Raw genomic sequence first — 26,381 nt, 5'->3', positions numbered from 1 at the left:
CAAGATAAAAAAGAAATCAATGAAGAAGTGTGTCGTTGATATCAGATACCATGCGGCTGTAGGAGACTACAGCCGTATTCTTGTGGTATTAACGTCACATCAAGGGGAGAGAACAGATGGAAGAAACAAAAAGAAGTGGAATGAGCAAGGATCAATTCTGGAATCTGATTGAAAAAGCAAAGGAAGTGTGCGGCACCGATCTGGATGCTTCGGCAGTGTGGATCAAGCAGCAGCTCTTCTATATGACACCGGAGGATGTCCTCCAATTCCACAATCTTGTTTACAGTTACCGGGATGCGGCTTATAAGTACGGCTTATGGACAGCGGCAGGTATTATGATGGAAGCAGGGTGCAGTGATGACAGTTTTTCCGATTTTCGGATGTGGCTGATCGCCCAGGGAAAAGAAGTTTATCTGAATGCCTTAAAAGATCCGGATTCCCTTTCCGGCGTGACTCTGTATGGGTACTGTAGTTTTGAAGCGTTGGGATACATCTCATCGCAGGTCTACAGTGCCATGAAAGGGAAAAATATCTATCAGGACAGTACGGCAAGAATGCAGATGGAATGTTATGAGCAGGTGATCCGGGATATTGTGTACCATCCCATGATCGAGTATCCGCTAGAATTACCGGAAGCAATGGTGGTATATCCGAAACTCTGTGAATGCCATTTGTCCGAGCAGGTAAGGAAAGCTCCTCAGAAAGTAAGGACATGGAATGTTTCCCGGACGGATATCCGAAGGATGATGGCAAGAGGGAATGCTGCCATAAAGAAAATGCAGGAACAGGGACAGAATACACCGGAAGCAGCCAGATCCGTCCGTAAGGGTACGGTAAGATAAGCTTCCCGGCAAGGAGAAGTAATGTGTTATAAAAATGAATATCAAAAAAGGGCGCATGGCGAAGTGGAAAGAATCTTTCGGGAACTTCTACCGGAAGCCGGGCTTCACGTAAGAGAAGAACAGATCCGTCTCTGCCATGAAATGCTGGATGCCCTTATGAAAAATGAAATCACGCTCTGTGATGCAGGAGTCGGCATCGGAAAGACCTATGCCTATCTGACAGCCTGCATCCTGATGCGGAAATATAGTGTACTGCATTCCGGTTATTCGGGATGTGACAGGCGGTCTGTAGTGGTATCCACTTCCAGTATCGCCTTACAGAAAGCCATCATAGAGGAATATGTTCCTTTCTTATCGGATGTACTGTTAAAAGCAGATCTGCTTCAGGGAGAATTAAAAGCAGTCATCCGCAAGGGAAAGGAACATTTTGTATGCGATTACAGGCTGGCCCAGAGATTAGAGGCAGTCCGGGACAAGAATAAAAATCAGGCACAGATGGAGGCATTGAAGTCCCTCCGGCATAACTTTGATTTAGATTCCGTACATAACCTGAGCGGTTTTGACCGCAGGCTGGTGTGCGTACCAAAATTCTGCCCTAGGGAGTGTCCGGGAAAAGTAGAATGCCGTTATCAGAAGCATCTGGATAGTTCCAGGAAAGAGGACATTTTTTTACAGATTTGCAATCACAATTATCTTCTGGCAGATGCCATGCACCGGGCAAATGGGTACCGTCCGCTTCTGGCAGATTACAGGGCTCTGGTCGTGGATGAGGCCCATAAACTCCCGGAAGCCGCCAGCCAGATGTATGGAAGAAGCATTGGAAGGGAAGATGTGCAGGAGATTGCTTACTTTTTAGGCAGAGAGCATAAAGGCACGGATGGAAAACGGCTGATGGAAGGGTTTTCTGCACTTCAGGCGGAGATCCGAAAGCATCGGAAAGATGGCACAGAGGACATGGCTGGAAAAGAAAGTTTTTACTTTCCGCCGGGAGCTGGCACAGCCTTAGCCCAGATGCAGAAAAGGCTTCAGCTTATGATCAAAAGGCTTGCCGGGAATATTCCTTACTGGATCTTTCGGCGGATGGAAGAGATGGAAGAGCTGTTCGGATGGTTTTTAAAGAACGACAAGCGATATATTTTGTTTTTACAGCAGGACAGCCGGGGACATTTAACCTTTATGGCAGTCAACCGGGAGATCCCGAAGTATCTGGATGCGACTTTATGGAGCCGGGGATTTCCGGCGATCTTAACCAGCGGCACCTTAAAAGCCGGGAACGGGTTTGCAAGAACCAGACAGATGACCGGGCTGGAAAAAGAAACGGGCATCCGGGAGTGTGTGGCAGAATCCCCATTCTGTTACAAAGAGAACTGTCTGCTTTACATCCCGGAGCATTTAAGACCTATGAAAAAGGGAAGCAGGGAAGAGGCCGAGCAGCTTGCCGGGCAGATCCGTGATCTGGTGTGTTCCACTTACGGGCATACGCTGGTACTGTTCACATCTTATACCCTGATGGGAAATGTGCATCAGCTTTTGCGGGATCAGATCCCGTTCCCGATGGTGCAGGTATGGAGAAACTCCCAGGAAGAGATTGCACGGTTTAAGAAGATGGAGAATGCAGTGCTGTTCGCAGCCGGCTCCTGCTGGGAAGGTGTGGACTTTCCGGGGGACATGGTATCGTCACTCATCATCGTAAAACTGCCATTTTCTGTTCCGGACCCCATCCATGAAGCACAAAAGGAGCAGTACCGATCCCTGGAATCCTACATCCAGACCATCGTAGTCCCGGATATGCAGAAGAAGCTACGGCAGGGATTCGGCCGGGCAATCCGCACGGAGCAGGACACCTGCGTTGTGTCCATTTTGGATCACCGGACAGCAAAGAAAGGCAGGTATCGGAGTGATGTTCTGGAAGCACTGCCAAAGTGCCAGATGGCAGAACGGATCGAAGAAGTAGAAAATTTTATCCGAAGCCGGAAAGTGGAGCGGTACTATAGCTGAGAACATCCGTGGCGTTATTGGTTCTGCCCAGATCCGGACAAAAAATAAGCCAAAAAGTTTAGTGGTATTTCAGGGGCGGTTTGGAGCGAATTGGTGGTATTGGTGATAGCTTTATTGGCATGAGTTGGGTATACTGTGTATAGCGTTAGAGGAAAGGAGGCAGACAACATGAAGCGATATAAAGTGGAAATGCAGCGAGAAGGTTCCGTAAAATATTTCTTTATACGGGATATGGAAACACTGGAAATTGTGTTGCTGCCAAGCAAGTATCTAATGCATCAGGTGCGGGCAAACCGTTCCCCGAATACTATACGGAGAAATGCATTTGCCCTTGCCTACTACTGGGAATATCTGCTGGAAGAAGAACATGAAGCAGAAGATGTCTATGGAATGGATTACGAAACGCAATATGATTTTTTCGCAGAATATCTGAAATGGCTGAAAGCTGGGAAACATACCGACAATTTGGATAAAGAACCGCAGAATAAAACCTGTAACGCTTACTTAAAAGAAGTGTTCAGGTTTTATTCTTTTTTAGAAGTAGTCAGAAATAACGGTTCCTGCCTGTCGGTATTATCCTATAATCAGCCGATCACAAAGGCAAATGCCATCGGGGTCAGAAGAACCATCCGCTCCCGGTCATTTAAAGGATACTTAAAAGAAGAGGAACGAAACGTCCGGGCAGCCGAACGGAACGAAATCGTAACGATTTTAGAAGCCTGTACAAACTGCAGGGATCAGGTGTTGATCTTACTGACATCGGAACTGGGATTCCGCATCGGTGAAATTTTGGGAATTGATTATACCAAAGACATCGATTACGAAAACCATGAGATCCGGGTAGACTTCCGGGATGATAATGAAAACGATGCAAGAGCAAAAAATGCCGAAGAACGAAGAGGACGGGTGAGCGATGATACCTTTGAATTCCTGCTTTATTATATCGGGGAATACTGGGACATCCTGCAAAAACAGGAATACCTGTTTATTAACATCAAAGGAGATACCATAGGGAAGCCGTTAAGAGTAGACAGCGTCTACGATATGTTTGAACGCATGGAGAAAAAGACTGGGATCAAGATCACACCGCACATGCTTCGAAGATATTATGCAAATACGAGGTGGGAAGCAGACTGGCCGCTGGAAATGATCAGCCAGGCACTGGGACACAAGCATCTCGATACAACCATACGATATCTGAATGTTTTAGATGACAAGCTGAAAACAGCAAGTCAGGAATTTTACCGCCGATATTCCAAACTTTACGGAGTAGAACAGTTTTTGGAAAGCAGGAGGTGAAGATAGATGCCGGCAAGAAGGGTGTTTGCTTGGGAGCCGGAAGAACAATGGACATCAAGTGAAGAACGGGAAAAGAAGATAGAAGAACTGAGCCGGGAATTAGATGAAAGCATGGACAGCAACTCTGGAAAAGGCTGTCTGAAAGCATACTTGGTAAAAAATGAAGTGTGGCATATAGCAGACATCGATTATGAGCTTAGAGTGGATTATCGGAAATATCTGAAAAGCACTTATTCTGATTCAGCAGTACGCAGCTATTTACGTGGAATGGATAAGGCAAAATTATATGCAATCAGAAAGCATGCCAATACGTTAAAAGGAAAGCAGGAGATAGCAAAGAATACAGATTTAATCCACGAACTGCTCTTTTTACCATATCACCCAAATCCGGCAATCGCAGAAAGATATGACTGCAAAGTTGCCATTGATAAATTAGTTTGGGATTTTCGTGTAAACGGCTCAGAGCTATGCAAGCGTCAGCTTTTAGAAATTATCGAAGATGTCGTACTGCGTGACATAATGCTGAGAGAATGCACAATGCGGTTAAACGGTTTGAAGGTGGTATATCAATTTTGTATGCAGGAACATATTGAGGATTTAAGATATATTACACAGGTACAGGCCGATAAACTTGAAAAATATGCAGATACGGCATATGCAAAAGAGCTTGCAGAAAGAGAACTCCGAGAATGTCAGAAATATCTTTTCTGCCATGCCAAGAATATTTTATGGGATTCAACAGTCTGGTATTTGGAAAGACTGCATCTGGAACAATATAGAGTCAACCCATCCAATCCTGTGAAAAAATTTTCCTTTATGGGCATAGAAAAAAGAGAGAACCGGGAAATTTTGCAGGAATACATGAAATACTGTCTGGGCGTTACACATTTGGCAATGAGTGGCATACAAGCCGAATTCTACAGGATTCTGGCATTTGTCATGTGGATGGAAAAAGAAACCGCGATGGAGCTGAAACTTGCATCAGAAACCGAAATAAAAAAATATTTTCAGATAATTGAGTTAAAAGAAGCTTCTTATTTTAATGATATTGTTATAGCAGTCTATCAGCTATATGAATATCTGCAGACGAAAGAAATCATAGACAGGATACCATTTCGTTATGAGTATTATTTGAAAAAAGAAATACATTGTCATAATAACCGAAGCGTAGAGATGGAAATATATGAGAGGATTCTGAGAGAATTAAAAAATTTCCCTGAAATTCCAAGATTGATCCTTTTACATTCTATGCTGATTGGACTAAGGATCAGTGAAGTATGCACCCTGAAAGGGGATGCTTATTCCTGGCAGGGAAGAGATGCGTGGATACAGGTTTATCAGATGAAAATGCGAACATACAAAAGAGTACCGATTCCAGATGTTCTTTATAAGATTATGAAAAGATATTTGGAAAAATATCATATTGGAAGTGAGGATTATGTTTTTCAAAACAAACGGGGAGGGGCATATCAGTATGGTTCGTTTAAGTGGCAAATGAAAGAACTGTTTAATAAGAGGCAGGATATTTTCAAAGGGTATGATTTTAAATCACATGATTTCCGCCATACGATAGCGACTCTGTTATATGATGACGAAGTCCCTCTTCAGAGTATCCGGGACTATCTGGGGCATGATTATGAAGAGATGACACAGCAGTATGTGGATTTTATGCCAAAGAAAATTTCAGCAGCGAATCAGGAATTTTTCAAGAAAGGAGAAAACAGCCTGGCATCAGGAATCAAGAGGTGCAAACGTGGAAAATAAATTTTACATAAAAAAATTGGACTCCTATGAGAAAGCAAGTGAAATTTCAAAAATACGAATGGGAACAGAACCTTCGTATGACCTTGATTTACTGCCGTCTGTACAGATGCAGAAAGAAATGAGGAAGTTCCTGAAATACAGAGGACAACAGCTTGGGGCGGAAAAATTTTATACTGAGAGAAGATTTTACCATCATTTATGTAAAATGCTGCAAACCAGAAGAGACAGACCGGAAAGTTTTTTGGACTGGGACAAAGAAAAATGGAAGCAGCAGATGAAAATATGGCTTTTACAGCAGGGATTGCCCCTGACAGAAATTTCAAAATCCCATTGTGGGAATGAAACGGTATCACAGGCAAAGACATTACACTATATTGACCGATTAATAGATTATTTCCTTGATTTAAGAGATGCTGATGTAGATGAGATGACAAAGGATGTCTGGCAACTTGAAAAACTTGATATACAAGTGAAACAGGATCTGACGCGCACGACCAGAATTATAAATTTTAAGGAAATCTCCCAACAGGATCTCAGAGAGGAAGTAAAAAAGGCAATTTATTTTCAACTGAAAACAGAAAGCATCGGTACTGTAAAAAAAGAAATGACTGCCATTCGAAGGTTTTCAAGATATCTGAAGGAAAACAATAAAGAAGTAGATTCCTGCTCAAAGCTGGACAGGAAAATCATGGAAGAGTATTTGATATACATGAAAACAGAAGATACCGGGACAAAAAGATATCGGGCGGAGCTGACGAGACTGCGGGCATTGCTGAATATGGTAGCTGACGTCTATCAATATCCGCAGGTAAAGGATTTAATTTTGAATCGGGATATTCCACCAGATATAAGGGGAGAAATCAAAATTTATTCCGATCAGGAATTAAAGCGATTTAATGCTTTCCTTACGAAAGTGGATGTGCAGACGGCGAGACTTATGCTTATTCATCAAATGCTTGGAACAAGAATGTCAGATACACTGACACTCAGGACAGACTGCCTGATTGAAAAAGACGGTGAAACCATAATACAGATCCACCAAATGAAAACACATTTTTATGAAAAACCGATTAGTCAGGAACTGGCTGCCTTAATAAAGGAAGCGATTCGATACAGAGAAAAGGAGCACGGAAAAGGTAAATACATTTTTACAAGTTTAAGTGATCCTTCAAAACCAATGAAATATGCTACAGTCCAGCAAAAAATTACAGATAAAATATATCAGGAAAATCTCCGAGATGATAAGGGAGAATATTTTGGATTCGGTTCTCACATGTATCGGCATATTTATGGCATGAAGCTTGCCGAGATGCATGTGGATGACTGGACAATCGCAAGACTACTGGGGCATAGAAGCCTGAGAAATGTAAAGTATTACAGAAAGATGAGCAACAAAATACTGGCAGATGATACACGAAAAACAAGAAACCGATTATCTAAGATGGTACTGGAATGTCTGGAAGGATGGGAGGAAGAATATGAACAAATACGATTCGATGATAGCCTGCAATAAAAAAGCCAGTGAAGAAAAAGTAAACAGGGCAGTGACAGAAATCCGGCAGATGCTGACAGAACGGGAAAAAGTGACGGTCCCAAAACTGACAAAGAGGACAGGATTGTCCAGAGGATTCTTTTATAAGAATGAAACGGTCAGAAAAGAAATGGATCGTGCTCTGGAGCAGCAGGCAGGAATGATAGACCCCAAAAGATACATAGGTGACATTGTACTGAAGAATCGGATCAATGTATTAGAAGAACAGATCCGGGAGCTGAAACGTGAAAAAGAGCAAATGGAAAAAGAAAATGTAAGATTGAGAAAAGCCTTAAACAAGAAAGACCTGAACGTATTAAAAACTTTATAATCTGAATTAGAAAATAATCTGCAATGACCGGGAAGAATTTCCCGGTTGTTGTGGTTGGAATATAAAAGTGTAGATAACAAAAGGTGTGCATAAATTGTATTTATGATATACTTATCGATAAGTTAAATTCGAAGAAAGAGGATGATAGAAGATGGAAAATCCGTTTGAATTTCATGAAGAAGATACAATTATTGCATGCGTAGGTGACAATGGGGGAACTACCGATGAGGATATAAGAAATGGGTTCAAGCGTACCGTTGAACTTCTGACGGAATCATTGAAAACAGGTTCCGAAGTTGAAGATCTGTTAGTATATCCTATCGTTTATAACGCCAGACACAGCATTGAGCTATCTTTGAAGATTGTCATAAAAATGTTATGGCGAATAGAGGAAAAGAAAGGGATATGTTATTCTGAGGAAGTCTTAAAGGAAAGAAAAAAAGAATTACACACGCATAGTATTGAATGCCTATATAAATTAGCATGTGATAAGAAGAATATTGACAGAAGAATTCCTGCATATTTTGAGAATATAGAAGATATGATTTACTTTTATTATTTCGATGAAGAGGGGGATGCCTTCAAATATGAACTAAATAAAGAAGATGAACCACATATGATAAAAAACAAAATTTCTCATGTAAGTATTGAATTGTTAGAAACAGAATTTAAGGAAGTAATGAAAAAATTTGATGATTTGATATATTTTCTGGATAATTGTATCTTTGAATATTCGCTAGGAACATTTACCAAGAGCTTGTCGAGAGCAGATATATGGGATATTTCGAAGCGGCTTCCTGTATATGAAGAATGGAGAACAGAGAAATTCAAAGAAGTCAAAGATGAGATTAAGCAAGAATATCATCTCGGAAGTAAAGAATTTTCAGATGCTGTAAATCTAATTAAGGAAAATAGAGAGTTTTCGGTAAATATTGGATGCGAGAAAGTATTCGGGTCAATTACAGAAAATGAATTAAAAGAATACGCTTCATTGGTTAGATACTATTCTGAGAAAAGTAAATCTGACAACAAGGGTAAAGAGATAGGGTTCGATTTACGCAAAATACAAAAGAATGGGGAGATTTTGAAAAAATATTTATCCAGCATTTCTATGAATACATTAAATACACTATTATGTTTTAGTGAGATGAGTAATAGTTTCTTAGCGGTTGAACATTTGGAAGAGGTTCATGATGACATAGTCTCTAAGGCGTTTGACGGAACATATCTCATAAGAAAACTAAAACAAAGAAATATATGTTTAAGAATCTTATATGGAATGAAAAAGTGTGGACAGGTGACTTATGCAAAACAGTTGAGTGCTGCACTGGAACAAGAAGGAGTAGAGCTAACGCTTTGAGAACAATAGTGAACACGATACACTCGTGTCTCTGACGTTAAAGCCAGTGTTTTAGAGGGCTGGGAGAGGGATGCCCAATTTTATGGATGAGCCAACCTCAGGACTTGATATTGAAGCTAGAACGGAAATTTTGGATTTGTTAAGAGATTATCTGATAGAAGATGAGAATCGGAGTATTTTAATTACGTCCCATATTTCAGCTGATTTAGAGACACTTTGTGACGATATTTATCTGGTTCATAATGGAAAATTGATGCTCCATGAAAAAATCGATGTTATTTTAGAACAATATGGGATTTTAAAAGTAACGAAAGAACAGTATGAAACACTTGATAAAGAAGCAATTTTAAAGATACAAAAAGAAGCTTATGGCTATGCCTGCCTTACAAACGATAAAAACTATTACCTGGAAAATTATCCACAGATAGCAGTAGAAAATGGCAGGATTGATGCATTGATTCTTATGACGACAGGGGGATATTAATTATGGCAGGATTGTTAGAAAAAGATATTCGGTTAATTATGCAGAGAAAACAGATGTTACTGCTATTTGTTGTAATTGCAGTTGTGTTAGGTTTTTCACAAGATGGTACTTTTATTTTGGGATATCTGTCTTTTTGCGCAGCAATTGTTATGGTAAGTACCATTTCTTACGATGAATTAGACCATGGATATGAATTTCTAATGACACTTCCGATTACAGCAAAAATCTATGTTAAGGAGAAATATCTGTTTTGTATTGGTGGTGCGGTTATTGCATGGCTGTTTGCTGCTATTCTTTACTTTGTATCCAAGATGATACGCGGAGAACGGTTTTCTTTTCTTGATGAATTGCCGGTTATTCTCATTTTCTTACCAATCATTTTATTGATGTTGTCTATTTTGATTCCATTCCACTTAAAGTATGGAATGGAAAAAAGCAGAATTATTTTAGCTCTTTTAGCTGGAATTATAGTTGCAGCAGTTTATTTTATGAAAAATTTAATTGATGGAAACTCAAAAATTTTAACAGCCATAAATTCTGTAAATGATGAAGTAGTAACTATTATTTTATTTGCTTTGGGGATTTTCGCGACATTGATATCTTATTTTATTAGTAGTCGAATTATGGAAAAAAAAGAATTTTAAAAAAGACAGCTGTCGGTTTTTGATACCGATAGCTGTCTGATTTTTCAAGCCTAATTTACATAATATATTATTACGTAAACTAAAGTTAAATAAGTGGATTTCAACCGCCAGTATCGAGTCTTGGGTGCCTGCCAGTAATGGCAGTTGCTAAGCGTAGACAGCGAGAAAATAGAGAGTGTGATTGAGCCTCGAAATTTTGACATCTAGAAAGCTAACGCTTTAATTCCAGCGGAAAGCAACACAAATCAAATCGTCATGGTAAGAAATGGTTTGCTTCTGCGGGGGCAAAGAGCACTTTATATTTTACATTGTGACTATTCAGTCAACTGGGGAGAGCCTGTTGTTTCTTGCCAAGACAAGTATGGCAAGCATTATACGTTTACTTGTTAGAATATCAGTTAGGACATTACAGGAGAACACATAGATACAGATAATGAGTATATGTATTATTATTCGGTTGAGTTTGTAAAATAAGAATAGCAAAAAGAGAGAAGAGGATGCCATGGAATCGTTGATTTGATGATTCCGTGGCATCCTCTTTTGGAGGAGAAACTGGATTTATGATATTGTGGATTTTAGAACTTGTTTCTTATCTTTCGGTACTCTCTTGGGGAATATCCTTTCAGCTTGTGGAAAAGCCGGCTGAAATAAAGCTGATTATCATACCCGACGATTTTAGAAATTTCATTGATGGAATAGGTTGTTGTTTCAAGTAACATCTGGGCATTGTTAATTCGGATTCCCACAATAAACTGCATTGGTGTAGAACCTGTGTATTTTTTGAAGTTTCGGATAAACCAGCTGACACTCATTCCACGTGAGGCAGCATAATCATCTATGCTAATATTCTGGTTATAATTTTCACTGAAAAAGGTAACTGCGTTATCCATCTCGTGATCCAGGTATTCATTTTTCGAGATATGTTCCCTGGTCAGTTCCCGATGAAAGATGATAAGAAGATGACGGAGCAGAAGGACAAGCATTTCCTCATAATTATCTTGGCAACGCTGAAGCTCGATGATAATACGCTTGAAAATCTGTTCGTATTCCATAGAGGTTCCGACCTGAAATACACGCTCTTTATCCGGGAATCCATATTGCCGTAGGATATTTTTTACATTGTTGCCTGTAAAATGAATCCAGTATACTTCGGTCTTATCTTTTCCATAATATTCATATTTCTGAAGTTCCTTCGGTCTGTACAGTACAATATTACCGGCGGGGACAATCGTTTCGTTATCCACATTGTCAAAATGAAAATGCCCACAACCAGCAGTGATATAGATAATCTGATAATCCAGGCGTCCCCTTGGACGGTAGGTTGGTAACTTTGGATGGCTGGAAAGGCGGTAAGTACCGCAACTTCCTACAACCAGTGGGCGACTTTTGTCTTTGAAATCCATATGGGAGTGGTTTAAATAACCGGTATTCATATACATATGGTAGCACCTCTTTTCCTTTTTTGTTATTGTATCATTTAGTGCATATTTTGTCTAATCCAATTCATAGACATGTTTTGCAGATTAGGATAAGATATATATAACAAAACAGAGAAACGTAAACATAAAAGTAAAAGACAAGGTTTGCTGGGAAAAACAAAGTGCAAAAAAATGTATATGTATTAAAGGAGAGTTATTTATGATTGTACCACGTTATTATGAGGATTTAAGCGTACTGCATGAAAATACAATGCCAGCCAGAGCCTATTTTATTCCGGCATCCAAAAGAATGGATAATCTGGTGGAGCACAGGGAAGAGTCAGACCGAATGCAGTTATTGAACGGAACTTGGAAGTTCCAGTATTTTAACAGTATCTATGATGTTCAGGAACCCTTCTTTGAGAAAGATTATGATACAGAAAATTTTGATGAGATTCAGGTTCCGAGTGTATGGCAGATGGCAGGATATGACACACATCAGTATACAAACATCAGGTATCCGTTCCCATTTGATCCACCGTATGTACCACAGGATATTCCATGTGGAACATACGCACATACCTTTGTTTATCACAAAGATGAAAATGCACCAAAAGCTTTCTTGAATTTTGAAGGAGTAGACAGTTGCTTTTATGTATGGATCAATGGCTCTTATGTAGGGTATAGCCAGGTTTCTCATATGACCAGTGAGTTTGATATCACCGACCTCCTTCGGGACGGAGAGAACAGCATAGCAGTTCTGGTCATGAAGTGGTGTGATGGTTCCTATTTGGAAGATCAGGACAAATTCCGTATGAGTGGTATTTTCCGGGATGTGTACATTTTGAAACGCCCAAAACAGGCAATCAGTGATTATCATATTAAAACAAGAATTGAAGATATGCTTGCGAAAGTAGAAATTGAAATGAAATTCTACTCTCCGTTAAATGTAAAAATTTCGATTGAAGATAGAAACGGAGCAGTTGTAGCACTAGGAAGTATTGCTGAAGAAGGAACAGCTGTATTAGAAATCGCAAGTCCGGAACTTTGGAATACAGAAAATCCATATCTATATAAACTGATTCTTGAAACAGAGAATGAAGTAATTGTAGATCACATTGCATTAAGAAAGATAGAGATTAAAGACCAGGTTATTTATTTAAATGGACAGAAGATTAAATTCCGTGGTGTCAATCGACATGATTCTGATCCGGTTACTGGATTTACAATCAATCCGAAACAGATTACAACCGATCTTACGTTAATGAAGCAGCATAATTTTAATGCGATCCGTTCCAGCCACTATCCGAACGCACCATTTTTCTATGAAATGTGTGACAAGTATGGATTCATGGTAATAGATGAAGCAGATATTGAAGCTCATGGTCCATTTATGATCTACAGAAAAGAAGACACTGATTACAATCGGTTCAAACGATGGAATGAGAAGATTGCAGATGATCCGGTATGGGAAGAGGCAATCGTTGATCGCGTAAAACTTATGGTGGAACGTGACAAAAACCGTTTCTGTATTGTTATGTGGTCAATGGGAAATGAGAGTGCTTATGGCTGCAACTTTGAAAAAGCACTGGAATGGACAAAGAATTTTGATCCAGACCGCATCACACAATATGAGAGTGCAAGATACCGTAATTATGATGAAACATATGATTACAGCAATCTGGATGTGTACAGCCGGATGTACCCGGCGCTTTCCGAAATTCAGGAATATCTGGATAAATATGGAAGCAAACCCTTCCTTTTGGTAGAGTACTGTCACAGTATGGGAAACGGACCTGGAGATTTTGAAGATTACTTTCAGATGATTCAGGATAATGATAAAATGTGCGGCGGCTTTGTCTGGGAATGGTGTGACCATGCGATTGCTCATGGAACTGCTGAGAATGGAAAGACTATATATGCTTATGGGGGCGACCATGGCGAAGAAATTCATGATGGCAACTTCTGTATGGATGGATTAGTATATCCGGACAGAACGGTACATACAGGACTTTTGGAATACAAGAATGTTTATCGCCCAGCAAGAGTTATTTCCTATAACAAAGAAAACGGAGAACTGGTGCTTCATAACTACATGGATTTTGATGACTTGAAAGATTATGTGAAGATTAGTTATGAGCTGACACAGGATGGTCTTGTGATCAGCAAAGGCATACTTCCGGAGTTTTCTGTGGCACCACACGTGGAAGGAAAAACAAACCTGAAGATCAATGTTCCAGAGAATGGGAAATGTTATTTAAAACTTATTTACCATCTGAAAAAAGAATTGCCACTGTTGGATGAAGACCATATTCTTGGATTTGATGAAATTGAGGTAAGTAAAGAGGATACAAAATGTAAACTTGTAGAGAAATGGATACCAAAAACAGTAGTGGACTCTGAATTACAGGTAAATGAAAATGATACACAGATTCATATCAAGGGGCGTGAATTTGCTTATACCATAGACAAACGTACTGCACTCTTTACAGAGATGAAATTCGCAGGGCGGGAATACTTGAACCATCCGATGGAATTAAATATTTGGAGAGCTCCAACAGATAACGATATGTACATCAAGTTTGAATGGAAGAAAGCCCACTATGATAAGGCTTACACAAGAGCCTATACGACAGAGGTTGTGCAGGGAAAACATGGTGTGAAAATTACAAGCCATGCATCCGTTGTGGCAGAGACAGTACAGAAGATTCTTGATGTGACGATCACATGGAAAATAGAAGCTGCTGGAAAGATTGATGCAGATATTGCAGTAATAAAAGATGATGAATTTCCGGATCTGCCAAGATTTGGTGTGAGGATGTTCCTGGATAAAAAACTTTCAGCTGCACGATACTTTGGAATGGGACCACAGGAAAGCTATTGTGACAAACATCAGGCTGCGAGCCACGGTTTGTATCATGCAAATGTAGATGATTTGCATGAGGATTATATTCGCCCACAGGAAAATGGGAGCCATTATGATTGTGAATATGTAGAGCTTAACAACAGCCGATATGGAATTGTGGTCTCTGCGGAAAATGCCTTCTCATTCAATGCTTCTTATTATACGCAGGAAGAACTTGAGGAGAAAACGCATAATTATGAACTGACAGAATCAGATAGTGTAGTATTTTGTGTTGACTATGCACTAAATGGCATTGGTTCTAACAGTTGTGGTCCAGTTGTATTGGAGCAGTACCGATTTGATGATGTATTATTCCGGTTCCAGTTTACACTGATACCGTATATAAAGGGATAATAAAGTTTCATGTAACCCGTAAACAAGGAAAGAGAGTCTGATTGTTATGTAAAGTCCGGATATACAGAGCAATCAGACAAAAACAGAGAAAAAACTAGAATTAGACATCATACTCTGTTAGACATCTTGAAATTCTAAGTGCGATGAAGATGAGGAGCAAAGAAATTCGATGGAAGAAAAAAAGTATTTGAAATGGTATAACAAAATTGGATATGGATCAGGCGATATTGCAGGTAATGTAGTCTATGCGTTCCTGACATCTTTTATGATGGTCTATTTGACGGACTCAGTAGGACTTGCAGCAGGTGTCGTAGGTACCCTGATTGCCGTATCAAAACTATTTGATGGTTTTACGGATATATTTTTTGGATCAATGATTGACAAAACACACAGTAAAATGGGAAAAGCGAAACCCTGGATGCTATATGGATATATTGGTTGTGCCATTACGCTGGTCTGCTGTTTTGCAGTACCAGTCAGCTTGGGAACAACGGCTAAATATGCATGGTTCTTTATCTCTTACACACTGTTAAATGGTGTGTTTTATACAGCAAACAATATTGCTTATTCAGCACTTACGTCACTGATTACAAAGAACAGCAAAGAGCGTGTGCAGATGGGATCTTACCGTTTTATTTTTGCGTTTTCAACAAGCCTTCTGATTCAGGCAATTACAGTTGGATTTGTAGATAAATGTGGTGGAGATGCTGCAGCATGGAGAACGGTTGCTATTATCTATGCAATCATTGGTCTTGTCGTAAATACGATTTCAGCACTTTCTGTTAAGGAACTTCCTGAGGAAGAACTTAACGAAGGAGAAGTAAAGGATGATAATGAAAAGTACGGAATGGTACAGGCATTCAAGCTTCTTGTTAAAAACAAATATTACATGATGATTTGTGGAACATATATTTTACAGCAGTTATATAGTGCCATGATTGGAGCTGGCATTTATTACATGACATGGGTACTGAAAAATAAGAATTTGTTTGGACAATTTGCATGGGCAGTAAATATTCCACTGATCATTGCCCTGATTTTCACACCGACATTAGTTGGTAAGTGGAAAGGTATGTATAAACTGAACTTAAGAGGTTATGTCTTAGCAGTCATCGGTAGAGCACTTGTTGTTGTTGCAGGATATATGGGCAGTGTTCCGCTGATGATGGCATTTACAGCTCTTGCAGCATTAGGTCAGGGACCATGGCAGGGAGATATGAATGCAGTTATCGCATCCTGCTCTGAGTACACTTATCTTACACAGAGAAAGAGAATTGACGGAACGATGTACTCTTGTACTTCTCTTGGCGTAAAAATCGGTGGAGGTATTGGAACCGCTGTTGTTGGATGGCTGCTTGAGTTCAGTGGATATATCGGAACAAATGCAACTCAGCCGCAGTCTGCACTTGATATGATGCAGTTTATGTATCTTTGGCTTCCGTTAATCTTTGATGTATTGATTATGTTTGTACTTTCAAGAATGAATGTAGAAGATGCAAATAAAAAACTGAAAGCAGAAAAAGGAATTGCTGCTGATGAAGTAACAGATGCATCAGACATAAATTAGAATTGACAGGAGAAAGCGTTGTCTGGTCATTGCTCGATGAGACAGTGCTTTTTTCTATATATAAAGTGATTGAACTGTATTTTGAAAATAAAAAAGGACCACTTCATTTTTTTCATTTTTGTGAAATGGCCTTAAGAAAATATTCAGTTTTCACAAAATAGTCCTTTTAGTATTTATACATGGTAAGGATGCTCAAAATATTCAGTGTAGAATACTAAAAGGTCATTCAGATATTTTTTTAGGTTGCTCATTTGCAATTCCTCCTTTCCTTATTTACAAGTTGATTATAAGATAGGTGTAAAAGGATTGCTTGCCAAATCGAAAGAAGATATAGACAAATGTTGCAAAGGGGAGTATTTCATGCAGTTAAAATATGTTGACACAAAAGAGGAGATCATAGCAATAAATAGGAAGTCAAAACATATTGAACCACATCTTCATAATGCACTGGAGATCGTTTGTGTAACAAGTGGAGCATTAGAACTTGGTGTCGGACAGGAACTATACCATATGGAAAAAGGAGATATAGGCTTTGTATTTCCAGATGTTATTCATCACTATCAGGTACTGACACCCGGTGTAAATAAAGCGACCTATCTGATTGCATCGCCATTTACGATAGCCAAATTTGCAGATATCATGCAATCCATGGCTCCTGAATACCCAATCATCAAAGCGGAAAAGGTTGAACCGGAGGTATATAGGGTTATAAATGCAATTTTAGAGACAGAACAGTCGGATATTACTGTTGCACAGGCATATCTTCAAATTGTGTTGGCACGCTGCATAGGAAAATTAAATTTGGTAGAAAAGAGTAATGTGGGGAGCAACGATCTTATTTACCAGACAGTTTCCTATATATCAGCAAATTTTAAGAAGAAGTTTTCTCTGGAAGAGATGGCAAAAGATCTGGGGGTGAGCAAATATGTTTTATCCAGACTCTTTTCCAAAACATTCCATAGAAACTTTAATCAATATCTTAACGATGCAAGGCTGAACTATGCATGCCATCGTTTGGAAAATACGAGTGATTCTATTACAAACATTTGTCTGGATAGTGGATTTGAAAGTCAGAGAACATTTAACCGAGTATTTAAAGAAAGATATAAAATATCACCGAGTGACTACCGGAGTACATGTCTGAAAGATATGTTGTCATAACATATAGATTAATAAATTCAATAAAAATCTGATTATCAGTCTGAAATAAGTATCTCTGGGTGTTATTTATAATATGGGGTAGTGGTTAATTATTATGTCATGTATGATTGGGAAGAAAACCATGCAGTGCCAAATCCATCAAACCATCTGAATTTACAGAAAACATACAGATGTAACCATTTGTGTGAATTGCATCAGGTCAGGGCGAACCGTTCTCCGAATACAATACGGAGAAATGCGTTCGCTCTTGCCTATTACTGGGAATATTTGCTGGAAAATGAAAAGCAAGCAGAGGATATCTATGAAATGGATTATGAAACACAATATGATTATTTCGCACAATATCTGAAATGGCTGAAAGCCGGAAAACCTACTGTCAATTTAGAAAAAGGACCACAGAATAAAACCTGTAACGCTTATTTAAAGAAAGTAATTTTAAAGATACAAAAAGAAGCTTATGGCTATGCTTGTCTTACAAACGATAAAAACTATTACTTGGAAAATTATCCACCGATAGCAGTAGAAACTGGCAGGATTGCTATTTAGATGGAGTTGGAAAAATCACAATTGATGGTGTGGAATATGAATTAAAAGAAGGCGAATCCATTTTGATGCCGGCAAAACATCCACATGCAGTGTATGGAAAAGATCAGTTTAAAATGTTGTTGACGGTTGTATTTTAGGGAGTTTTAGGGATGACCAAAAAAATAGAATTTGAACAAATGCTTAACGAAAGAGAATAGAAAGTAAGAAAATATAAAGTCAGATATAATTGAGAGGGTGCGAGAAAAATCTTGCGTCCTTTTTTAATGCTGATAATTATGTTATAATAATAAAATAATATGAAACAAAGTTTATAGTTTAGAAAAAACTATCAATAAAATTCACCCCAAAATGTATGGTAGGGAGGCTTTGGTTGAATGAATAGAAAAAACACTATCACAGGAAGAGAAGAAATTTATAACAAAACTGAACGGGTAACAGAAAAAAATTTGATAATATATCCGCAGGTATTGACAGATTTTTATAATAGTATGTTTGAAAAAACTGCAAAAACAAAGCAAACATATATATATCAAATTCAGTGTATGCTTAAAGCGTATGCTAAGTTTACTGGTAATACAACTGGAAAAATCAAAATATCAGAAATAGATAATGATTTTTTAAATGCATATTTTACACGTAGACGTAAGGATTTAGTTAATGGAAAACCTATATCTAATGACATTATTGCTGTTCAGATTACAGCAATAAGAAACTTCTTCGCATATTGTATTGAGCAGGGGTTAGTATCTAAAAATCCTATGGATGGAATAAAGCGTCCCCCTATACACAAAGGCAATAAACAAATTATATACTTGGAGTATGATGAAATAGAAAAAGTCCTAGAAAATATAGAGAACGGAACTGGTAATATAGAGAATCGAAAATATAAAAATACGATTTACCAGAAAAAATGGAAAAATAGAGATTTGTGCTTAATAGCGATATCTCTTTTTACTGGTATTCGTGTTGGGAGTCTCGTTGAAATTAATATACAGAATATTGATTTTGAAAATCAAATTTTATATATTATTCAAAAGGGTAATAAAGAAATGCAAATATATTTACCTGACAATTTAATGCAATATATACATCGTTGGGTAAAAGACAGAGAAGAACTGTTAAAAAAGACAGATGAAAAAATAGATGCATTATTTATTACTCAACATAAGGGACGATATAATCGTATATCAGAAAATACGGTGGGTCATATGCTTAAGAAAAATACTTCTAATCTAAACAAACATATAACCCCTCATAAATTAAGACATACATTTGGTACTCATATTTATCAGGAAACAGGAGATATATATCTTGTGGCTAATTTATTAGGACACGCTAACATTCAAACGACTGCCATCTATGCTCATAAGGATAAGCAAAACACCAAAGAAGTTATGGAGATTATGGGAAATAAAATAGGTAACTTTACAGATTGATTTGATTGAGTAATTTTCATTGAGGATACCATTTTCGGAGAGGGAGAGTCTCCTTTAAAAGAATGTGACAATATTGAACTCAAAAACAGTATGTTCCAGTGGAAATATCCGTTATGCTACAGTAATCATATTAAGGCTGAGGACTGCACCTTTAGAAGATGTAGCAGACTGGCACTTTACCACGTTACATTGGCAAGTGTGCAGGAAACCCTCTGGAATTGCAACGACATTGTTCTAAAAGAGGTTCGGGCAAAAGGAGGCTATTTTGCCATGAATTGTCAAAATATGCAGATTGAGGACTTTGAGCTGGCAGGCAATTATTCGTTTGATGGTGCGAAAAATGTAGAAATTCATCATGCCAAAATGATTTCAAAAGATGCCTTTTGGAACACGGAAAATGTAACCGTATATGATTCCTCTATTTCCGGAGAGTATCTTGGGTGGAACGCTAAAAAATTAACTCTAATCAATAGTATCAGCGAAAGTTTACAGGGAATGTGTTACATTGAAAATCTTCAATGAAAAACTGCCTGCTTTTAAATACAACACTTGTATTATTTGTCCAGGGGTAATTTGTCGATTAGAACACGCAGAGTAGTACTGGATAAGCGAGAAAAGTTTAGCGGACAAATACAGATTTAACCGCTAAAGTCTGGATTTTTAACTTTTGATATGTTAAACTACTCTCAAACAGTTACTTTTAGGAGGCTTTTTATGGCAAAACAAATCACTTATCGAGAACAGGAAAAAATTCAAAATACAATGAAACTTCGAGAATTTTTATCGGAACTTCCACCCTACGCAAAGGATTATTTTCGTGCAAAAGAACCGACGACATCTGATAAAACCCGTTTATCTTATGCGTATGATTTACGAGTTTTCTTTCGGTTTCTTCAAGAAAGTAATCCGAACTTAAAAGAAAAACAAATTTCTGAAATTTCACTTTCTGATTTATCGGCACTTCAGCCAGTTGATTTTGAAGAATTTGAAGATTATTTAAAGGTTTATCAGACACCAGATGGACGCACAGAAACGAATTCGCGTGTCGGAATTGCACGAAAGCTCTCCTGCCTGCGTAGTTTTTACGAATATCTCTGTAAACGTCAGCTATTATCTGAGAATCCAGTACGCTTGATTGATATGCCACGTTTAAAGGAAAAAGCCATTATTCAGCTTGATCCTGATGAAATTGCAGCATTACTCGATTATATGGAGAATTATGGAAATGGATTAACAGGTGTACAACTTTATCACTATAATAAGCAAAAGTATCGTGATATTGCAATTGTTACCCTGCTGCTCGGTACAGGCATCCGTGTTTCCGAGTGCGTTGGACTTAATATTTCTGATGTAGACTTTAAAAACAATGGAATTCGCGTGTTAAGAAAAGGCGGAAATGAAATGGTTGTCTATTTCGGACTTGAAGTGGAAGCTGCGTTAAAAGACTACCTGGAACTTTCCAGAAACAAGATAACACCACTTTCAGGTCATGAAAATGCCCTGTTTTTATCCGGTCAGAGAAAGAGAATCAGCGTCGATGCGATTGAAAAAATGGTCAAAAAGTACTCTTCTGCTATTTCGGTAAAAACAATCACTCCGCATAAATTAAGAAGCACCTATGGAACTGCGTTATACCGCGAAACAGGCGATATTTACCTGGTGGCGGATGTATTAGGTCACTCAGATGTAAATACTACCAAAAAGCATTATGCGCGCTTGAGCGATGACAGGCGTCGTGCTGCTTCAAAAGCGGTTATCTTACGAGAAAAACCAGATTCACACAATTCTTAAAAAGAAAAGAAAGGCGGAAATATCCATATATCGAACATAAGTTCAAACAGACATTTTTGCCTTTCTTTTTTATTTTTCAATAGCAAAATAACACGAGAGAATGTCAAAGAATGTTTCAGCAATATTACTTACCCAAGCGCTACATCCAGAATCATCATGACACTAAAACCAACAGCAAAAAACAAAGTACCGATATTAGAGTGTTTTCCCTCTGACATTTCTGGAATCAACTCTTCTACTACAACATAAAGCATTGCACCTGCTGCAAAACTTAAAAGATAAGGAAGTGCCGGAACAATTTGATTTGCCATTAAAATCGTAAAAACTGCTCCGATTGGTTCAACAATTCCGGAAAGTACACCACCGACAAATGCTTTTGATCTTTTCATGCCCTCTGCACGAAGCGGTAAAGAAATAATTGCACCTTCTGGAAAATTTTGAATTGCAATTCCAAGAGACAATGCCATTGCTCCGGCAACTGTAATTTCAGAATGCCCCAACAGATATCCTGCGTAAACCACGCCAACTGCCATTCCCTCTGGAATATTATGGAGAGTAACTGCAAGAATCATCATGGTTGTTTTTTGCAGACGGCTTGCAGGACCTTCTGCTGTTTCACTGTTTTGATGCAGATGCGGAATAATATGATCTAACAATAATAGGAATAACGTGCCTATCCAAAAGCCAATAGCAGCAGGTAAAAAAGCCCATCTCCCCATTGAATCAGACTGTTCAATAGCAGGAATTAACAAACTCCAGATAGAAGCAGCCACCATTACTCCTGCTGCAAATCCAGTTAAAGCACGCTGAACCTGTTCTTTTAAAGTTTTCTTCATAAAAAAGACACAGGCTGCGCCTAAAGAAGTTCCCAAAAAAGGAATCAAGATTCCATAAAACACGTGTTCGTTCATAATGAAAAATCCTCTTTTCTTTTTATAGATTATAATATGCGGTTAGTCTTAACTAACTACATATTATAACGGACTTCTTTTAATTTGTCTACTATCCTGTTGGAATAGACAGTTATTTTTCCTTATGTTATAATTCAGAGTAGTAAAATTATTGTTATATCTAACTTAAAGACGATACGAAAGGATTTTTTATGCCTGGTTTTATCTTACATTTAACTGCAGCTCAAATACTGTTAAAAAGACTTCCACATCATCCTGATTTTCCATACGAAATTTCTTCGGTAAATGATTTTTTGATCGGAAATCTTCTTCCAGATACAACAAAACCAAAAGATGCCTCTCACTTCCGTAACTCAGCTTATTATGAAAAAATGATGGTATTTCCGGATTTAACACGTTTTCTGCAAAAATATAGTTCTCTGCTTGCAAATCCCAGTGTGCTTGGATACTATTTTCATCTTTATATTGACCGAAAATTTTTCAAAGATTTCATTCCTCAGGTCGTAGAATTTTATGACAAAAATGGACAGATTACAGATATTCGAGATGAGGTTGCGACAGTTTATATTCAAAAATCGCAAACTTCTATCCCATTTTCCAAGTATCTCACTGAAGAATACTATTACGGAGATTATACAAGGATGAATACTTATCTGGTCAATCAATATAAAATTCCACTTGATTTAAATCCAGAAGTTGTAAATCCAGGAATTTCAGAAATTTGTTATAAAGATGTGCAGGAGGTTCTCTTACAACTTCATGGCTTTCTAGCTGTTTCACCGGAAGCTGTAAGAGAACTTAAGGTATTTCCACTTGAAAAACTGCTTTTGGCTTTGGAAGAGTATGTTGAAGAGTTTTTATCTGTTCCAAATAAATATTTGTGATTAGATGAAATACGTTCGTCTGTATCTTCCATCCCTAGCAAACCATCCGACAACAGGTTATGAAGTGTTTTTTCTCCATTAATAACTGCTGTCGGATAATTCTCTGCAATACGAGCAATTCCAAAGTCTGCTGCTTTTGCATAATAGGTTTTATTGTAGCAGGAATTACGGTTATTTATCAGATTGAAAGTATTCCAAAAGGGTTTACAGGTCTGATTCAATGCAGTGTATTGTATCTTGATTATTTTGGGATTTATATATTTATATTTTGAACGGATGGATTTCTTATTCTTAGATATTCCTGTTTACAATTATTTTTGTAACAATATGGCTGTTTATTTATATTCCAATTAAAATAAAAGTTGATAAACTCAATAAAATTCTCAATCAATAAATAATAGTTTCCATAATAATATATTATGTAACCTAAAAAGCAAAAGCTGTAGAAGATGTAAAACCATTTCATGCTCATGAACAGGAATAGGAAGAAAATAAGAAAAAATAAATAGATAGAAAGTCAAAAAAGAACCTCCTTATTCAAGGAGGTTCTTTTTGCTTCTTATTAATTATTATTCGTTTTTAATTTGCGTCGGTGGACAAAGGGATACACAATAAAACAACCAAATATGGACTGCCAACCTACTGAAAAAACCGCCCTAGTGAGACACAGGGCGGTTTTTTCATAGGCAGAGGAAGGAGGTATCCCTACAAGCGGGGCTTGACTGTAAGAGGTCAGGCCCTTTTTTCATGCCATCAAACAAATAAGAAGGAGGAACTGCGAATGGCCGATGAAAAAGCAAAAATCGTAACTGACGCAACAGGGCCGGGCTTGTGAAAATAGCTTCTGTGACCTTAGTAATATTTTATTTTATCTGCATACTCGATGACAACATTGATAGATTGAAAGAATGGCGGTAAAATAAATGCGGATAAAATTCGAGACTCCATAATAGATACATATTTCTCTGCTATACTTGAAAAATTGGAGGTGGAACAATGCAGAAGATTTTAATTGTCGAAGATGATATTGACATTCAGGATATATTAAAAAACCATCTGATTTATGCGGGATATGAAGTCGTTGTTGCTTCTGACGGCGTGGCGGGGATTGCAATGTTTGATGATACCATCGACCTTGTGCTGTTAGACATCATGCTCCCTAAAATCGACGGCTATGGTGTATGTGAGGTCATTCGCAAGCGGTCACAAGTCCCTATTATTATGCTTACTGCGCTTTCGGATGAAGAAAACCAGTTGCGGGGTTTTGAACAGCAGATTGACGATTACATTCCAAAACCCTTTTCGCCTAAAATCCTGCTGTGCAAGATTGCGGCTATTCTTCGCCGTAGAACGGCGGAAAATCAAAATCAATCCCTGCTTACTTATAAAGAGTTGAGCATGGATATTGACGGATTTCATGTATATCAAAACGGAAACGAGGTCGTTTTGACCAACAAAGAGTTTGCGCTTCTTAGGCTTATGCTTGAAAATCAAGGAAAGGTCTTTACCCGACAAATGCTGCTTGACCGATTGTGGGCGGACGATTTGGAGGTCGAGGATCGGATCGTTGACAGTCACATAAAGAACATTCGCAAAAAGTTAAATGCTGACTATATAAAAACAATCAGAGGGGTGGGATACAGAATTGACCAAGCACATTAAACAACGGTTATCCGTCAAGATTTTTATAATTACACTTCTTCTACTGGGTGCAGCTTGTAGCGGAACATATCTCTTCATCTCAAAGCTGTTACCTACGACATATTCCAATCTGATAAATGCGGCTACGGAGAAAGCCGCTATGCACCTTGTTGAGCAAATGACAGCCTTTGACAATATATATGATTGTGAAAATGATATATCTAATTTTTCAAAGGAAACAAATGCCGCTTTTTGGATTGAGGATAGTAACGGCCGTATAATATATCCAGACGAGGCATCAATGGAAACTTCTAATACTTCGGCAGATTACACAGTTACATTCGATGAAGATGAATCGTTCATAGATATGCAACCGTCTGGGGCAACTACGACAAATTTTTACCCGTTCACATTGAAAAACGGTACTGCTTATACATTGGCAGTTCAAACGGATTTGTTCGTTGTACAGCAGGCAACAAAGGTATTGTTGTCTATACTTCCGTATGTCATCCTAATGGTCTTTCTGCTTTCTCTCCTTTGTGCATGGCTCTATACACGGTACATCACTCGACCTATTGTGCGACTGAGCAAGATTTCAAAGCAAATGGCGGAACTGGATTTTTCCGGTCAATGTAGCATAGGACGAGAAGATGAATTAGGTTGTTTGGCGCAAAATCTAAATTCATTGTCTGCTTCGCTATCCACTGCATTGAATGACCTTCAAATTGCCAATCAACAGCTCAAAACAGATATTGAAAAGGAACAGGCGTTAGAAAGACAGCGGGTAGACTTTTTCTCGGCAGCATCCCATGAACTGAAAACACCACTAACCATTTTGAAAGGACATTTGGCGGGGATGCTGAACGGAGTCAGCGGCTATGAAAATCACATAGAGTACATGGAGCGTTCGCTTGCCGTTGTTGATAGGATGGAGAAGTTGGTAAAAGAACTGCTGTATGTTTCCAAAGCGGAGGAAACTCAAAAAACTGAATATAAAACCGTTGATTTTGCGGAAATACTTCGGGTACAGGTTGCCGCAGTAGCAGATTTATTGGAAGAAAAGAACCAGCACCTTGAAGCAAATATTCCTACCCGCCTTTATTGTGAAGTGGAACAAGCACAGATGGAACGGGCAATTCAAAATATATTGGTAAACGCAATTCGCTATTCTCCAAGTGGTGAATTGATTCGTATATCTTTGTCCGAAACGCATGGTACGATTTGTGGTGAAATTGAAAACACAGGTGTCCGTGTGCCTGACGATGCTATTCCACATTTGTTTGAAGCCTTCTATCGGGCAGATACATCTCGTAACCGCAATACAGGCGGAACCGGATTAGGGCTTTATATTGTTCGTAAAGTCATGGAAATGCACCGAGCAAATTACGGCATTTCAAATATAAACAATGGTGTACTGTTTTGGTTTGAATTGCCTTGTAAGCAGCCGGTAGACAACTCCATCTAAAATCCATAATCCATGCAAACTATATCTAAGTTGCTTTGTTATATTATAG

Annotated in this window: 20 protein-coding genes and 2 pseudogenes; 20 read left to right on the top strand and 2 right to left on the bottom strand. The window is 38.3% G+C overall.

Annotation, left to right across the window (positions count from 1 at the left end; translation table 11 throughout):
• Nucleotides 1-116: 116 nt before the first annotated feature.
• From ACYQ2D_RS01135 to ACYQ2D_RS01095, 9 genes are all read left to right on the top strand, one after another.
• Nucleotides 117-842: a DUF4240 domain-containing protein gene (locus ACYQ2D_RS01135; RefSeq protein WP_459784410.1), complete on the top strand. Its 726-nt coding sequence runs from the start codon at nt 117-119 to the stop codon at nt 840-842.
• Nucleotides 843-863: 21 nt separating this feature from the next.
• The gene (locus tag ACYQ2D_RS01130; protein ID WP_459784409.1) at nt 864-2,840 is read left to right on the top strand and encodes an ATP-dependent DNA helicase; all 1,977 of its coding nucleotides are present in this window, start codon (nt 864-866) and stop codon (nt 2,838-2,840) included.
• A gap of 168 nt (nt 2,841-3,008) precedes the next feature.
• Nucleotides 3,009-4,139, top strand: coding sequence for a tyrosine-type recombinase/integrase (locus ACYQ2D_RS01125; RefSeq protein WP_055155791.1), 1,131 nt, complete (start codon nt 3,009-3,011; stop codon nt 4,137-4,139).
• A gap of 6 nt (nt 4,140-4,145) precedes the next feature.
• Entirely contained in the window at nt 4,146-5,903 is a 1,758-nt protein-coding gene (locus tag ACYQ2D_RS01120; RefSeq protein ID WP_296051086.1) for a tyrosine-type recombinase/integrase, read from the top strand.
• Entirely contained in the window at nt 5,893-7,416 is a 1,524-nt protein-coding gene (locus ACYQ2D_RS01115) for a tyrosine-type recombinase/integrase (protein ID WP_117802415.1), read from the top strand. Before ACYQ2D_RS01120 ends, ACYQ2D_RS01115 begins: the two co-directional genes overlap by 11 nt.
• On the top strand, nt 7,382-7,765 hold the full coding sequence (locus ACYQ2D_RS01110; protein ID WP_055155794.1) for a DUF6262 family protein: 384 nt from the start codon (nt 7,382-7,384) through the stop codon (nt 7,763-7,765). The genes ACYQ2D_RS01115 and ACYQ2D_RS01110 overlap by 35 nt, the downstream gene beginning before the upstream one ends.
• Before the next feature lie 151 nt (nt 7,766-7,916).
• Nucleotides 7,917-9,125, top strand: coding sequence for a hypothetical protein (locus tag ACYQ2D_RS01105; RefSeq protein WP_055155795.1), 1,209 nt, complete (start codon nt 7,917-7,919; stop codon nt 9,123-9,125).
• An 82-nt stretch (nt 9,126-9,207) separates the two neighbouring features.
• Entirely contained in the window at nt 9,208-9,609 is a 402-nt protein-coding gene (locus ACYQ2D_RS01100) for an AAA family ATPase (protein ID WP_459784406.1), read from the top strand.
• Between the two features lie 2 nt (nt 9,610-9,611).
• Entirely contained in the window at nt 9,612-10,253 is a 642-nt protein-coding gene (locus tag ACYQ2D_RS01095) for an ABC-2 transporter permease (protein WP_187558475.1), read from the top strand.
• A gap of 575 nt (nt 10,254-10,828) precedes the next feature.
• Here ACYQ2D_RS01095 and ACYQ2D_RS01090 read toward each other — a convergent pair.
• Nucleotides 10,829-11,692: an AraC family transcriptional regulator gene (locus tag ACYQ2D_RS01090; RefSeq protein WP_022220923.1), complete on the bottom strand. Its 864-nt coding sequence runs from the start codon at nt 11,690-11,692 to the stop codon at nt 10,829-10,831.
• 199 nt (nt 11,693-11,891) lie between these two features.
• Between ACYQ2D_RS01090 and ACYQ2D_RS01085 the strand changes: the two genes are divergently transcribed.
• The 8 genes and pseudogenes from ACYQ2D_RS01085 (at nt 11,892) to ACYQ2D_RS01050 (ending at nt 21,431) form a co-directional block, all read left to right on the top strand.
• Entirely contained in the window at nt 11,892-14,930 is a 3,039-nt protein-coding gene (locus tag ACYQ2D_RS01085; RefSeq protein ID WP_459784404.1) for a glycoside hydrolase family 2 TIM barrel-domain containing protein, read from the top strand.
• Between the two features lie 169 nt (nt 14,931-15,099).
• The gene (locus tag ACYQ2D_RS01080; protein WP_117455732.1) at nt 15,100-16,497 is read left to right on the top strand and encodes an MFS transporter; all 1,398 of its coding nucleotides are present in this window, start codon (nt 15,100-15,102) and stop codon (nt 16,495-16,497) included.
• A gap of 360 nt (nt 16,498-16,857) precedes the next feature.
• On the top strand, nt 16,858-17,658 hold the full coding sequence (locus ACYQ2D_RS01075) for a helix-turn-helix transcriptional regulator (protein WP_118508485.1): 801 nt from the start codon (nt 16,858-16,860) through the stop codon (nt 17,656-17,658).
• Nucleotides 17,659-17,757: 99 nt separating this feature from the next.
• Nucleotides 17,758-18,204 (top strand): hypothetical protein, encoded by a 447-nt coding sequence (locus ACYQ2D_RS01070; protein WP_459784402.1) that lies wholly within the window; start codon nt 17,758-17,760, stop codon nt 18,202-18,204.
• A pseudogene (locus ACYQ2D_RS01065) lies at nt 18,201-18,341 on the top strand (cupin domain-containing protein); the annotation flags it as partial. The gene ACYQ2D_RS01070 and the pseudogene ACYQ2D_RS01065, both read left to right, overlap by 4 nt.
• Nucleotides 18,342-18,578: 237 nt before the next feature.
• A complete protein-coding gene (locus ACYQ2D_RS01060) occupies nt 18,579-19,640 on the top strand; it encodes a tyrosine-type recombinase/integrase (protein ID WP_459784401.1) in 1,062 nt (353 codons plus the stop codon).
• 18 nt (nt 19,641-19,658) lie between these two features.
• Nucleotides 19,659-20,191, top strand: a pseudogene (locus ACYQ2D_RS01055) (DUF3737 family protein); the annotation flags it as partial.
• Between the two features lie 163 nt (nt 20,192-20,354).
• On the top strand, nt 20,355-21,431 hold the full coding sequence (locus tag ACYQ2D_RS01050; RefSeq protein WP_443991743.1) for a tyrosine-type recombinase/integrase: 1,077 nt from the start codon (nt 20,355-20,357) through the stop codon (nt 21,429-21,431).
• Nucleotides 21,432-21,559: 128 nt separating this feature from the next.
• Here ACYQ2D_RS01050 and ACYQ2D_RS01045 read toward each other — a convergent pair whose 3' ends face one another.
• Nucleotides 21,560-22,342: a ZIP family metal transporter gene (locus ACYQ2D_RS01045; RefSeq protein WP_022304083.1), complete on the bottom strand. Its 783-nt coding sequence runs from the start codon at nt 22,340-22,342 to the stop codon at nt 21,560-21,562.
• A 191-nt stretch (nt 22,343-22,533) separates the two neighbouring features.
• On the opposite strand from ACYQ2D_RS01045, the gene ACYQ2D_RS01040 reads away from it, so the two are divergent.
• From ACYQ2D_RS01040 to ACYQ2D_RS01030, 3 genes are all read left to right on the top strand, one after another.
• Nucleotides 22,534-23,226: a hypothetical protein gene (locus tag ACYQ2D_RS01040; protein ID WP_117455738.1), complete on the top strand. Its 693-nt coding sequence runs from the start codon at nt 22,534-22,536 to the stop codon at nt 23,224-23,226.
• 996 nt (nt 23,227-24,222) lie between these two features.
• Nucleotides 24,223-24,888, top strand: coding sequence for a response regulator transcription factor (locus ACYQ2D_RS01035; RefSeq protein WP_459784399.1), 666 nt, complete (start codon nt 24,223-24,225; stop codon nt 24,886-24,888).
• 139 nt (nt 24,889-25,027) lie between these two features.
• Entirely contained in the window at nt 25,028-26,332 is a 1,305-nt protein-coding gene (locus ACYQ2D_RS01030; RefSeq protein WP_459784398.1) for a sensor histidine kinase, read from the top strand.
• Nucleotides 26,333-26,381 lie beyond the last annotated feature (49 nt).

The organism is Blautia stercoris, from assembly GCF_054657695.1.
Note: the sequence above shows the minus strand (reverse complement) of the source record. Positions and strands in the feature narration are given on the sequence as shown.